Here is a 13,402-nt window from a genome sequence, read left to right on the forward strand (position 1 = left end):
TATTACTGAAAATTTATTTAAATACATCAAAAAGAGGTTGATACTTTAACCGAAAAATGTATTTTTGCAATCCTTAATTTTTTTAAATAAAATGTCCACAACAGAAAAAGAAGTAAATCATAATGTAAGAAAGGGGTCCTTTTTAGAGGAAAACTCTAAGAGCCTTTTATTCATTGCCGCAGCTGTAATCGTATTGGTGATTATATACTTTTGGTATCAGAATGTATATTTAAAAGACAGGGCTGAAGAAGCATCTGCGAAAATGTACAAGGCAGAACAATTTATCGGTGTGGACTCCCTGGCTAACAAAGCAATTAACGGCGATGCGGGCTATCCGGGTTTTGAGAAAATTGCTGACGAGTACAATAATACTAAATCGGCGAACCTGGCTAATTTATACCTTGGCGGAATTTATCTGCGCAAAGGAGAATATAAAAAAGCAACTGAAGTATTAGGTAAATACACAGAAACAGGTAGCGTGGTTGCTGATCCTTTGGCTTTAGGTATGCTTGGAGACGCTTATAGCGAATTGAAGGATTATAATCAGGCAATAACTTATTATAAAAAAGCTGCCGACAAATCAAGCAACAAATTCACTTCCCCGCTTTTCCTTAAAAAATTAGGATTGGTTTATGAGACACAGAAAAAATATAAGGATGCTGAAGCTGCCTATACTAAGATCAAAGTTGATTTCCCGGCAAGCCAGGAAGCTGCAATGATTGATGAATACATTGCGCGTGCTACTGCATTACAGAACAACTAGGTTCAAATAAATATTTTGACAAAGGCCTGCGTATTACGCAGGCCTTTTTTTGTGATGAATACTTATATTTGACTCATGGCAACACAATTAAAGAACCTATCAGATTTTTCTCATACAACCGTCCCGGACGGAAAGAACTATAAATTTGCAATAGCCGTAGCGGAGTGGAATGCTGCGATAACGGGAAGTTTATATGACGGCGCATTAAAAACATTGCTTTCAAACGGAGTACTGGAAGAAAACATTATTTCTGTTCCAGTACCAGGAAGCTTTGAATTAACCGGTGCTGCTGAAATCCTTTTAAGTAAACGTCCGGAACTCGACGGTGTTATCTGTCTGGGCTGTGTAATTCAGGGAGAAACCCGACACTTCGATTTTATCTGCCAAGCTGTGGCCAGTGGACTAACTGATGTGAGTATCAAACATAGTAAGCCGGTTATATTTGGCGTACTTACTACCGATGACCAGCAGCAGGCAGTAGACCGCTCCGGAGGAAAGCATGGCAATAAAGGAGATGAGGCAGCTATTACAGCCATTAAAATGGCTCATTTAAACGCCACTGTATAAATCAATATAGAGTACAACGGCCTAACCTCAAAAGAAACGAAGGCGATAATTAAAATAAAAAACAAGAGATGGAGTGGATTCAGATGACCGATGCAGATCAGGTCGACAAGATTAAAGCAAGCAGTGGATATAGCTTAATATTTAAACACAGCACAAGATGTTCAGTTAGTATGATGGCGAGAAAACGCTTTGAGCTAGAATGGGATGCTATACCTGCAGAAACGCCATTATATTTCCTGGACCTCATCAGCCACCGTGCAATTTCTGCACAGATAGCTGAAGATTTCCAGGTTCATCATGAATCTCCGCAAATATTATTGATCAAAGATGGTGAGTGCGTTCTCGACGCCTCGCACAGTGATATTTCTGCGGAGGAAGTAGCAGAAGTTATTCAAAAATAAAGGAAACAGTTTTCTTTAGATCAGGATGCAGGCTGTAAAAGACCGGACAGGTATTTGCAGCCCGCTCTATGATTTTCTTTTCTTTATCCGTATATCCATTCGCTGGAAATCTCAATACCGCAATAATCTCCGCAACCCGTCTCGGCTGTTCTGCCATTATTTTGGTAATTTCACAAGTAGCACCGTCAATATTGAAGCCGTGCTCTGCGGCTGCGATACCAACTATAGTCAGCATACAGTTACCTAAGGACGTTGCCAGTAGATCGGTAGGTGAGAAAGCTTCTCCCTTTCCTTTGTTGTCTACAGGAGCATCTGTAATTATTTCATTTCCCGAACGCTCATGAACTGAGCTGGTCCTGAGCGCACTCAGATATGTTATTTTCGAAGTTGCCATATATATATTTTTACGAGCAAAATAGTGCTAATTCCGGAAATACGGAAGTTAGAATCGCATACTTGATCTTAAATCGCTGCAGCGGCATACTAATAACATTACAAGAGGGAAACATTTCATGTTTATAACAATTCAAACCTATTGCTTAACTTTGTCAAATGATCGAACTTCCGGTTGTTTCAGCAAACACAGTACAACGTAAACCAGACTGGCTTAGAGTTAAGCTTCCTGTTGGTAAAGAATATGCTCAGGTCCGCAGCCTGGTAGACACCCATAAATTACATACCATATGCGAAAGCGGCAATTGTCCTAATATGGGTGAATGCTGGGGAGCAGGCACGGCAACGTTCATGATTCTTGGTAATATCTGCACCCGGTCCTGCTCTTTTTGTGCAGTAGCCACTGGCAGACCTAAAGCCGTTGATCTGGACGAGCCAAATAGAGTGGCAAATTCTGTAAAGCTAATGCAGGTTAAACATTGTGTTATAACTTCTGTGGACAGGGATGATCTGAAAGATGGCGGTTCTATTATATGGGCAGAAACACTGCAGGCTATTCGCCGAGAAAGTCCTGAGACTACACTAGAAACGTTAATTCCCGATTTCAGAGGCATCTGGGACAACTTGTACCGGGTTCTGGAAGAAAGACCTGAAGTAATGTCTCACAACATCGAAACCGTACGCAGGCTTACTAAACAAGTGCGTATCCAGGCCAAATATGACAGAAGTCTGGAAGCATTAAAAAGAATTTCTGAATTCGGATTAAGAACTAAAACCGGTATCATGCTTGGTCTTGGAGAAACAGAAGACGATGTACTGGAAGCAATGGATGACCTTGTTGCTAATGGCGTACACATACTGACCCTGGGACAGTATCTGCAACCAACTCGTAATCATCACCCCGTGGTAGACTGGATTCATCCGGATCAATTTGCAAAATATAAAGAGATTGGGTTGGCAAAAGGTCTCCGTTATATAGAAAGCGGCCCCTTGGTAAGGTCCTCATATCATGCTGAAAAGCACTTATTTGATTTTTAAACGCTGTTGATGCTGCTTCCTGAAACAAATTATGGCAGAACTTGTTAGACAAACTGTATATTCGATTCCATTGGCAGCAACAACTAAAATATCTCTTACTGAGGAACAACTTGTTCAGGGCTTGAAAGCACAGGATACTGCAGCTATAAAGGCTCTTTACGAACAATATTCCGGCGCATTAATGGGTGTAATCATAAGGATTATTCCTATTGAAGAAATTGCTGAAGATTTACTTCAGGACACATTTCTCAGAATCTGGAATTCCACAAGGCATTATGATCCTTCCAAAGGAAGGCTTTTCACCTGGATGATGAATATCGCCAGGAATATTGCTATCGATAAATACCGCTCCAAAGATTTTCGAAACGGGGGAAAAAACCAGAACATTGAAAATAACGTAGATTTGATCAATGAAACAAATGAAGTCATTTTCAATGCAGATACTTTGGGTATAAAAGAGATGGTTACCAAACTGAAACCTGAATTTAATGAGGTTCTGGAAATGGTCTATTTTAAAGGTTATACTCATGTGGAAGCTGCCGAAGAGTTAAGTATACCATTAGGAACTGTAAAAACCAGGATCAGAATGGCAATTATGGAGTTAAGAAAGCATTTTAATTAGGTGGAAGAAGCAAAGGCATACATAGAATCAGGAATACTGGAACTTTATGTTCTGGGTCAGCTCGATGCCCCAGAACAGGAGGAGGTGGAGAGAATGGCTACTTTACACCCTGAAATCAGGTCAGAAATGGCCGCTATTGAGCTTGCTATGGAGAAGTATGCCATGGAAAAAGCAGTGCAGCCTAAACCACAACTAATGAATAAAATCTTGCAGCAGATTAATGCTGGAGAAACATTAGCGGAACCAGAATTTAAGGAGGCGGTCGTTACACCGTTAACTGCCGATCCGGCACCGAAATCTTTAAAACCATTGCAATTTGCGCTTGCCGCTTGTCTGGCACTCCTTGCGATGAGTATTTTTGCTTTATACACCACACATAGTCGCTTATCAGATGCAAATCAACAATTGATTGTAATGCGTCAGGATAGGGAGAAGTTTGCCGCAACAGTGAATTTCATGAAAGATGAAAATAAAGATCTGCAGCAAATTAACCAAATCACGACCGACCCCACCTGGGCTAAGGTGAAGCTGGCAGGTACACAGATATCACCAAAAGCCTCCCTAATGGTTTACTGGCATAAAGAAGGTAAACATGTAATGCTGGATAATGCGAGTATGTCCCTGCCCGAAAATGATAAGGAACACCAGTATCAGCTTTGGGCAATTGTTCAGGGTAAACCTGTCGATCTTGGTGTATTTGATGCAGACTCACGTCCTAAGAAAGTACTCCTGGATATGAAAGCTGTAGGTAACGCCCAGGCCTTTGCAGTAACCCTTGAAAAAAGAGGTGGCAGTCCGGGCCCTACCATGGAAAAAATGGTGCTTATCTCCTCTATTTAGTTAATTCATAAAGTATTTGGGGAATCCCTGCTGCCAGCTCTGAGGCGCGGATTGTAGCTTGGCATCTTGCGAGTTTATCAGCCGACTTCCCGTGTATATAACATCCGGTTATTGCCGCTTGAGCCGGATGGTAACCCTGTGCCAGTAAGGCCAGTATAATACCGCTTAGCACATCTCCCATCCCACCTTGAGCCATCGCAGGATTACCCGTAGGATTTATAAATACCTTCCCCTGCTCATTTATAGTGAAAGTATATTGGTTCTTCAATACAATAACAAATTGCTTTCGTTTTGTCCAGTCCCTGGCTGTTTCTATGCGCTCCCACCAGCTCTCATGTTTACCGAAAAGATTATCAAACTCTTTCATATGTGGTGTTAAGATCGTACCAGCAGGAATCTGTTCCAGCAATGTTTTTTCCTGAGCCAGGCAATTCAGGGCATCGGCATCTAGCAGTAATGGTTTTCCTGCATCCAGTAATAAACTTACCTTATTCAGCGTTTCCGTTGACTTACCCAGACCCGGACCCGCACCGATAGCCGAATATGACTGCAAAGAAGCTTTATCGGATAAACGAAGAGACGGAACATACATTACTTCTGGAAGTGCCGTATTTAACGCCGTAAGACCAGAAGAAGGTATGGCGGCAGTTGTTAGGCCAGCTCCAGCATACAGACATGCAGAAGATGCCAGTAACGCCGCGCCCATCGTATCTTCATGACCAGCAATTACCAGTGCATGGCCATAAGTCCCTTTATGACTAAAGCGTTTTCTCGGTTTGATTATTTGCTTTATATCATTTTCTGTTACCAGATGGAACACGCCATCCTGCTGCTGGATAAAACCTTCATCTAATTCAATATCAGCTATGATAAACCCATTTATGGCAGTCGCAGACTCAGGGAAAAAGAAGTTTATTTTTGGTCGCTGGAAGCTAATAACCAGCTCAGCCTCAACAACGGGCCAATCCGGGTTGATCACTCCTTCTGAAGGAAGGCCGGCAGGGATATCTACCGAAACGATATGCGCACCAGACTGATTAATTAGTGCTATAAGTTCAGCCCATTCCCTGGCCAGTGGTTTATTCAATCCCGAGCCAAAAAGCGCTTCAATGATTATGCCGTTTGGAAAAGCTTCAAAATCAGAAACCACACCTAAAGATCTGATAGTCAATTTCTTCTTCCTAACCCATTCCAACTTAACAAGAAAAGCCGGTTGAGCCTTTCCATCAAAATCACACAGATGAATAATTAAACGCTGGTAGTCCATTTGTTGCAGAAGTCCGGCTATGACCAGACCATCTGCTCCATTATTTCCAGGCCCGCAGTAAATATCAATAGCTAAGTTCCGGTCTGGGTATTCTACAGCAAATAAACTCACAAATGCTCCCGCTGCCCGATCTATCAAATCATTTTCTGTGATCTGCTCCCGACGTATTGTATGCTGGTCGGCAGCGCGCATCTGCTCTGTGGTGAGTAATTGCTGCATTTTATAAAAATTTAAGCTTTCATTTCTTTTTTAAGGAATTTACCAGTCAAACTGATGGAATTTTGAATTAAGCCTTCGGGAGTTCCTTCAAACAAAATTCTTCCACCACCCGCACCCCCTTCTTCACCCAGATCGATCACCCAGTCCGCGACTTTTACTACATCAAGATTATGTTCAATAACCAATACTGTATTCCCTTTGTCAACTAATTCATTCAGAACTCCCAGAAGAACACTGATATCTTCGAAATGAAGACCAGTCGTCGGCTCATCCAGGATATAGAAAGTTTTTCCTGTGTCTTTTTTCGAAAGCTCTGTAGCTAGTTTAACACGCTGAGCTTCCCCGCCAGATAAGGTAGTAGATGACTGACCCAAAGTGATATAACCCAACCCGACATCTTTTAATGTCTTGATCTTTCTGTAGATCACGGGCATATTTTCAAAAAACACACAGGCATCTTCTATACTCATATCCAGTACATCACTAATGGACTTACCACGGTAGCGCACTTCCAGAGTTTCACGGTTGTAACGTCGGCCACCACATGCTTCACATGGGACATGTACATCAGGAAGGAAGTTCATTTCTATTACTTTCATGCCTGCACCCTGACAAGTTTCGCATCTGCCACCCTTCACGTTAAATGAAAATCTGCCCGGTTTATAGCCCCGTATTTTTGCTTCCGGAAGCTGTACAAATAAATTACGGATATCAGAGAATACGCCAGTGTAAGTAGACGGATTTGATCTTGGAGTCCTGCCAATAGGAGCCTGATCAATTTCAATAACTTTATCTATTTCTTTTAATCCGTTTATCTTTTCATACGGCAGCGGATGTTTCTTTGCCCTAAAAAAATGATGGTTCAGTACAGGATATAATGTTTCTGTGATTAGACTGGATTTACCGCTTCCGGAAACACCGGTCACAGCGATGAATTTACCTAGTGGAAAGTCTACGGAGACATCTTTCAGATTGTGCCCGCTGGCTTTGATAATGGACAGTTTATGACCGTTTCCTTTTCTTCTGACTGCTGGAATTGCAATTTCTTTTTTCCCATTCAGATATGCAGCTGTCAGCGTACCGGATTTCAAAATCTGAGCAGGTGTACCCTCGGCAACTATTTGCCCGCCATGCAGCCCCGCAGCAGGCCCCACATCAATTACATAGTCTGCTTCCAGGATCATATCCTTATCGTGCTCTACCACAAGAACTGTATTTCCAAGATCACGGAGATTCTTTAATGCACCAATCAGTCTTTCATTATCCCGCTGATGGAGACCAATACTTGGCTCATCCAGAATGTACATTACATTCATTAACTGGGAGCCTATCTGGGTCGCCAGTCTTATACGCTGCGCTTCCCCTCCGGAGAGTGTCCTTGCAGTCCTGTCCAGAGACAGATAATTTAGTCCAACATCGGAAAGAAACCCTAAACGCGCCCGGATTTCCTTGAGTATTTCCTTTGCGATCGTATTCTGCCTTTCCGACAGACGATCTTCAAGAGCTGTGAACCAGGATTTCAGATGATTGATATCCATTTCAGCCAGCTCAAAGATATTCTTCCCGTCTACTTTAAAATGAAGGCTTTCCTTTTTAAGCCTGGCACCATTACAAACAGGGCAAGTCTTCAATTTTCGGAACGTGTCCATATCATCAGTAGCGGTATCTCCTTTTTTCTCGTGCTGCTCTTCCAGGAGTTTGATAATTCCATCGAAGGTAATCTGGTAATTCTGAACATTCCATTTATTGTATTCTACAGCAACGGAAATTAACTCAGGACTTCCATTCAGTAACATATGGATAGTTTCCTCACTCAATTTTTCGATCGGCGTGGAAAGCGAGAAATTATATTTTTTTGCCAGTGCCTTGAGAACCTGGAACATCCAAATATCGCGGTATTCCCCTAAAGGTGCCAGACCGCCATTCATAATACTTAATTTTGGGTTTGGAATGACCGAATCCTTATCGACTACAAAGATATAACCCAACCCGTCACAGCGCTCACACGCACCGTATGGAGAATTAAAAGAGAAACTATTTGGCTGTGGTTCATCATAAGAAATCCCGGAAGTAGGACACATCAGGAATTTACTGAAATGTGACACCCGGTTTTCCTTATCGCTGATTTTAATGATTCCTTTACCCAGGCGCATGGCAGTCTGTATAGAATCAACCAGACGTTTGTGATCTTTACGATCAATAAGCAGGCGATCGACCACAATTTCAATATCATGAATTTTGTATCTGTCCACTTGCATCTTAGGACTCATATCCTGGATTTCACCGTCAATTCGCACCTTTACATATCCTTGCTTCCGGATCTGTTCAAAAAGCTCACGATAATGCCCCTTTCTACCCTTAACTACGGGAGCAAGAATATTTACAGCAACATTTTCGTATTTATTATAGATCGTATTCAGGATCTGGTCCTCGCTCATACGCTGCATGCGCTCACCCGTTTCATAGGAGAAAGCATCGGCCGTTCTTGCATAGAGAAGACGCATAAAGTCATAAATCTCCGTAATCGTTCCAACTGTCGAACGCGGATTTTTACTGGTTGTTTTTTGTTCAATAGCAATAACCGGGCTCAGACCGGAAACTTTGTCGACATCAGGCCTTTCCATTCCCCCCATGAACTGGCGGGAATAAGCACTAAAAGTTTCCATGTACCGGCGTTGACCTTCTGCGTAGATCGTATCAAAAGCGAGTGACGATTTTCCACTACCACTCAAACCAGTAATAACGACCAGTTGATTACGAGGAAAAGAAACATCTATATTTTTAAGGTTATGAACCCGGGCACCATATACTTCTACATCTTTTTGCTCGCCAAGGTCGATCGTATTTTTGCTCATATTTTATCTTAAAACGCTACGTAGAACTGCCCGAATAAAAGCAATTCCACAGCTACAAAAATGCTAATTTTTTCATTAGCAATTGTTTGTTTTTTAAAGGTAGTAACCTGCCTTAAAGCTTTCGCGAAAGCTGCAGTTTTGAATAGCGGACTGTAAATTTGTTAGCTCTCATTCTTACAGGCAGAACAACAAATCAGTCCGCAAAGAGTTTTATAAGCAATTGGATTTATGTTTTAAAGAAAGGAAAGGTGTTTTAAACATATAAACATGTGTTTTCAGCATGGTTTAATACCAAATTATAATTGACTTTTGTCTTCTAATATTGCACGGTAAAATGCACAGATCAGGTTCAGCAATTCTCTTTCTACTGGTTACCTGCCAAACCAGCTTCGCTCAAACATCATGGAAACTCGAGAAAGATAAGAACGATATAAAAATTTACACCTCTGCGTTAACCGGCTCTAAAGTAAAAGCCGTAAAAGTAGAATGTGAGATCCAGGCAAGGCCTTCACAGCTCGTGGCTTTATTGCTGGACATCGACGCTGCTCCGGAATGGGTATATCATACAAAATCTGCCAAACTGGTTAAGCGTGTATCCCCTTCCGAACTTTATTATTATTCCGAAGTGATTTTACCATGGCCGGTCCAGAACCGGGATTTCATCGCACACCTTACAGTAACTCAGGATCAGGAAAGCCGTATTGTCACTGTTGACGGACCAGCCGTAAGCGGATTTGTTCCAGAAAAGAAGGGCATTGTCCGGATAGATAATTCTAAAGGCAAATGGATCATTATACCGGCAGGCAAAGATAAAGTCCGAATCAGTTATACACTACATGTAGATCCAGGTGGGACACTCCCTGCATGGCTGGTCAATATGTTCGCGGCCGAAGGCCCGTCCCATATTTTTGAGCAGCTCAAATTGCAGGTCAGCAAACCAAAGTACAAAAACATCCATTTACCCTTTATTCAGGATTAGCCATCAGACAACCCTTTAGTAGTCCGATTGTAAAATTCCACAGAAGCCCTGATATTCAGTGTAGGTATCACCAGCAATTCAATTTTGTAGTTTATTTTTGAATCTAAATTTTCCCTATGTCAAGTTCCATTACAGCTGTGCAGACGTGTACTTTTGCACAATTACTGGAAGCAGTCGGAGTAAGCGATCAGAATGCCGAAATCAGTATTTGTTCTACAACAGGACTGGAGATGGAAATACCTATACGATATCCATTCCGGTCTGATCACTTTTCTTTTCTGGTCGTTCAGGAAGGAGCGTTCAAAATAAAAGTAAATCTGACACCATACACTGTAACGAAAAACGAAATCCTGATGATTACGCCTAATGATGTCAGACAATTCGAAGAATTCTCATCTGACTGCATCATTAAGTTTGTCGGTTTCAAGGCTGAATATCTCTATGCAGCCGGCATTCATAAGAAAAATGTAGATGCGCTGACTTTTTTCTCATCTCTGCTTAATCCGGTCCTGAGGCTTGGAAACGGGGAAATGGAAAATATAGCGAGAATTCTGGATGTTCTGGAGCATAAAAGCACTTTACCCGCTACATCGGATTATCGTGATGATATAATGCTTAATCTTTTCTCAGGATTTATCTACGAACTCGCGCTACATTTCCGGCGTTCTCAAAGCCTGGAGGAAATCCGGGTTACCCGTAAAGAGGAGCTGGTTATGCGCTTTCTTAAATTGCTGCCAACACAGTTCCGGTCTGTACGAAGTGTGCAGGTTTATGCAGAAATGTTAAATGTCTCCCCGAAATACCTTTCTCAAACCTTAAAAGATATTTCCGGAAAAACAGCCGGCGATTTTATCGGTGAGATGTTATTACTGGAAGCCAAAATTCTATTGAATCATCCAGAATTGTCTATAGCTGAGGTATCAAATCATCTGAATTTCAGCGATCAGTTTTCCTTCAGTAACTATTTCAAAAAGCACACAGGTAAAAGCCCAACACTATACCGTAAATCATAGTTCTGTAAAAACACGATTAGAAAGATTATATACGAAAAAAAAGTGTTTTAAGCATATTTTGACGCCTTTTCAATATTCCTTTCTGACTTGCATATTCACATCTTTGGTTTATGATGATGTGGCTTAATTACTTGAACAGAAGATTTGTACTTTCCGGAAAACTCAAAAGTCTGATTGAAGAATCAAAATTAGAAGGTGTAATATTTCGTGTAGACGAACTGGAAAAAGCTATGGCGGAGACCAGAGATTACGACAAACTAGTATCAGGATTGATCAGATCCGGAAAATCTGTACATGAAATTATCATGGCCGTCGTTATTTCCGATGTCAGACGTGCAGCGAACCAGTTTATTTTGGTACAATCCCGATCAAAAGGGAAATCCGGATATGTTGTTTTTGGCATCCGTTCAGAATTCGCCTGGTTTGAACTCTCAATTGTAGATGAAGTCAGACATCTATGGAAAGAGATCGACCGGAAAAATGTAATTATAGATATACCGGGATCCAAAGAAAGTACACGCGCCATATCTATATTAACTGCTGATGCAATTAATCTCAAAGTCTCAAATCCTGTCGGCTTTAAACGCTTTCATGAAATTCTGCTGGGCTATGTAGAAGGACTCGAAAAGCGGAAAGCAGAGCGAAAATCACTAGAGCAGATCCATTTCCTGGTGAGTTTTAATCTCCGGCTTATAGATGAGCTAATTGATCCTGTTCTATTATCTATAATTCAGCAAAGCAATAATCAGTCTGTCATCGCTATTCAGATGTTAGGTAAGTCTGGCATAATGTTCGCCGCCAAGATTCGCCAGATATATGATGATGTTTTTAAAAGCGAGCGTTTCGCTATTCTCGCAGCAGACGGAGCAAGGCCTGCCAATTTGATGTGGGATTTCAGTAAATCTCCGGAGAAGGATCAAAACGATGGACTCTCGGCATTAATGCACCAAAACGACACATCAGTAATACTCTCTATGAACAACCTGAGCACAGTAACTCAGAGTCCTGCGAGGAATATACAAGGAGAGACCAGCAGTTCAACAATCAAATGGAACATCTTTCAACTGGAAAATATTCTGGGTGTTAATTTTAACCACCTGGAAGAACAAGTAGATGAAATTACACTTAGAGACTTCAATCTCCCTTCCAAACAACTATATGATCTAATTAGAGAGCGAATCATATCTACAGCAACCTTGCACTGGTGGTAAAAAAAAAGCCAGCTGTTTAAAGCTGGCTATCCCCAATTATTTGTCAAATTATAGATTCTTTTATTCTACGGTAGTTTGCATAGCGAGCATTTTACCGGAAGTCCGGTAACCATGTCTGCCCGGGTCATTTAAAATCTCTTTCATTGAAATTAATTTATAAACATATCCGGCAGTCTCTCTGTTCAATTTCATCTTGAAATAATTATCCTGATTTTGTTTATTGATCTGCCGGCGCATGTGGTTATCACCTACATTGTAGGCAGCGGCAACCAGTGTCCAGCTATCAAAGATTCCGTAAAGTTCTTTAATGTATTTGCAGGCAGCTATAGTTGATTTACGCAAGTTCTTGCGCTCGTCTATTTCGCTGTTTACTGTCAAGCCGTAACTTCTCGCTGTTCCGGGCATAAACTGCCAGAAACCATTAGCCCCTTTCGGCGACATCCCGCCCTTAAGTCCGGACTCCACTAAAGGAACATATTTAAAGTCATCAGGTATACCGTAGGCAGCGAGGATTGGCTCTATAATAGGAAACCATTCTTCCGCTTTACGATGCAGTTGATTTGTCTGCAATTGACTAAAGCTGTGTGCAGCAAGGATAGTTTTCATTTTACGCTCTACCTTCCTGTCCCCCAGGGGTAAAGATTCTTCTGCGAAATTGAGTTTGGCCATCATAGAGACTGGCTTTTTCGTAGTAGTAGTGGTAACAGTGGTGACTGTCTCAGTCAGCGTATTGTTGTTGTTTTTTTGACTTTTTGATGCTTGGGGCATGTTATAAGCAAACACTTTTGCCATAACGAGTAATCCTAAAATTACAGTACTAGTTATGATGTGTTTCTTTATCATTTTCCTCCTTTTTTTGGTTAATAATTTTAAAACGCTTGCAAACATACATGATATTATGTTAATTATCAAGCTATTACAAAACAAACTACCAAAATCAACGTTTAAACACTCATTAAGGTGGATTTTTTATTTCATGATCACATTGAAAATTAAATCCCTAAATTGAGCGATTTTTATTAAATTTGCACCCCGCATTAATTATGTGGTTAACAGCGTATCATGATAAAAAATAACAACAGGAACAGTCGGGATGACAAGTCCAAACCGGGAAACCGAAGCACAACAGGTAATAGCCGCAGTGGAGCCGGACAGGCAGGCACGGGTAAAAGCAGGTTTGAGGATAAAGAGGGGAAAGATAGAACGAAATTTGGTGCTGGTGCTGACAGGGACA

Annotated in this window: 13 protein-coding genes; 9 read left to right on the forward strand and 4 right to left on the reverse strand. The window is 41.4% G+C overall.

What is annotated here, in order from left to right; genetic code table 11:
* Positions 1 to 91 precede the first annotated feature (91 nt).
* The 3 genes from BM192_RS15865 to ytxJ all read left to right on the forward strand — a co-directional run bounded on the left by BM192_RS15865 (position 92) and on the right by ytxJ (position 1,731).
* Positions 92 to 763 carry a tetratricopeptide repeat protein gene (locus tag BM192_RS15865; protein ID WP_037440687.1) on the forward strand — a complete coding sequence of 224 codons (672 nt, stop codon included), beginning with the start codon at positions 92 to 94 and terminating at the stop codon, positions 761 to 763.
* Between the two features lie 75 nt (positions 764 to 838).
* A complete protein-coding gene (ribH, locus tag BM192_RS15870; protein WP_037440689.1) occupies positions 839 to 1,330 on the forward strand; it encodes a 6,7-dimethyl-8-ribityllumazine synthase in 492 nt (163 codons plus the stop codon).
* 68 nt (positions 1,331 to 1,398) lie between these two features.
* Positions 1,399 to 1,731: a bacillithiol system redox-active protein YtxJ gene (gene ytxJ, locus BM192_RS15875; RefSeq protein WP_037440691.1), complete on the forward strand. Its 333-nt coding sequence runs from the start codon at positions 1,399 to 1,401 to the stop codon at positions 1,729 to 1,731.
* Here ytxJ and BM192_RS15880 read toward each other — a convergent pair.
* Entirely contained in the window at positions 1,718 to 2,125 is a 408-nt protein-coding gene (locus BM192_RS15880; RefSeq protein WP_037440693.1) for an OsmC family protein, read from the reverse strand. The genes ytxJ and BM192_RS15880 overlap by 14 nt on opposite strands.
* Positions 2,126 to 2,283: 158 nt before the next feature.
* Here BM192_RS15880 and lipA point away from each other — a divergent pair, with 158 nt between their 5' ends.
* From lipA to BM192_RS15895, 3 genes are read left to right on the forward strand one after another with little or no spacing between them, the layout of a single operon-like run.
* A complete protein-coding gene (lipA, locus tag BM192_RS15885) occupies positions 2,284 to 3,162 on the forward strand; it encodes a lipoyl synthase (protein WP_037440695.1) in 879 nt (292 codons plus the stop codon).
* Between the two features lie 31 nt (positions 3,163 to 3,193).
* Positions 3,194 to 3,784, forward strand: a complete 591-nt coding sequence (locus BM192_RS15890; protein ID WP_234797574.1) for an RNA polymerase sigma factor — start codon at positions 3,194 to 3,196, stop codon at positions 3,782 to 3,784.
* Positions 3,785 to 4,624 carry an anti-sigma factor gene (locus BM192_RS15895; protein WP_037440697.1) on the forward strand — a complete coding sequence of 280 codons (840 nt, stop codon included), beginning with the start codon at positions 3,785 to 3,787 and terminating at the stop codon, positions 4,622 to 4,624. It abuts the gene before it with no gap.
* Here the strand turns inward: BM192_RS15895 and BM192_RS15900 are convergent.
* Together BM192_RS15900 and uvrA are read right to left on the reverse strand one after the other, a co-directional pair.
* On the reverse strand, positions 4,617 to 6,110 hold the full coding sequence (locus BM192_RS15900) for an NAD(P)H-hydrate dehydratase (protein ID WP_037440699.1): 1,494 nt from the start codon (positions 6,108 to 6,110) through the stop codon (positions 4,617 to 4,619). The genes BM192_RS15895 and BM192_RS15900 overlap by 8 nt on opposite strands.
* An 11-nt stretch (positions 6,111 to 6,121) precedes the next feature.
* A complete protein-coding gene (gene uvrA, locus BM192_RS15905; protein WP_037440701.1) occupies positions 6,122 to 8,965 on the reverse strand; it encodes an excinuclease ABC subunit UvrA in 2,844 nt (947 codons plus the stop codon).
* A 334-nt stretch (positions 8,966 to 9,299) separates the two neighbouring features.
* Here uvrA and BM192_RS15910 point away from each other — a divergent pair, with 334 nt between their 5' ends.
* The 3 genes from BM192_RS15910 to BM192_RS15920 all read left to right on the forward strand — a co-directional run bounded on the left by BM192_RS15910 (position 9,300) and on the right by BM192_RS15920 (position 12,168).
* Positions 9,300 to 9,944, forward strand: a complete 645-nt coding sequence (locus BM192_RS15910; protein WP_037440704.1) for an START domain-containing protein — start codon at positions 9,300 to 9,302, stop codon at positions 9,942 to 9,944.
* Positions 9,945 to 10,060: 116 nt separating this feature from the next.
* A complete protein-coding gene (locus BM192_RS15915; protein WP_051759865.1) occupies positions 10,061 to 10,957 on the forward strand; it encodes a helix-turn-helix domain-containing protein in 897 nt (298 codons plus the stop codon).
* 131 nt (positions 10,958 to 11,088) lie between these two features.
* Complete coding sequence (locus BM192_RS15920; RefSeq protein ID WP_157282838.1) at positions 11,089 to 12,168, forward strand: transaldolase family protein; 1,080 nt, start codon at positions 11,089 to 11,091, stop codon at positions 12,166 to 12,168.
* A 60-nt stretch (positions 12,169 to 12,228) separates the two neighbouring features.
* Here the strand turns inward: BM192_RS15920 and BM192_RS15925 are convergent, their stop codons facing one another.
* Positions 12,229 to 13,011 carry a lytic transglycosylase domain-containing protein gene (locus BM192_RS15925; protein WP_037440734.1) on the reverse strand — a complete coding sequence of 261 codons (783 nt, stop codon included), beginning with the start codon at positions 13,009 to 13,011 and terminating at the stop codon, positions 12,229 to 12,231.
* Positions 13,012 to 13,402 lie beyond the last annotated feature (391 nt).

The sequence above is a fragment of the Pedobacter antarcticus genome, from assembly GCF_900112985.1.
In the GTDB taxonomy this organism is placed as follows: domain Bacteria; phylum Bacteroidota; class Bacteroidia; order Sphingobacteriales; family Sphingobacteriaceae; genus Pedobacter; species Pedobacter antarcticus.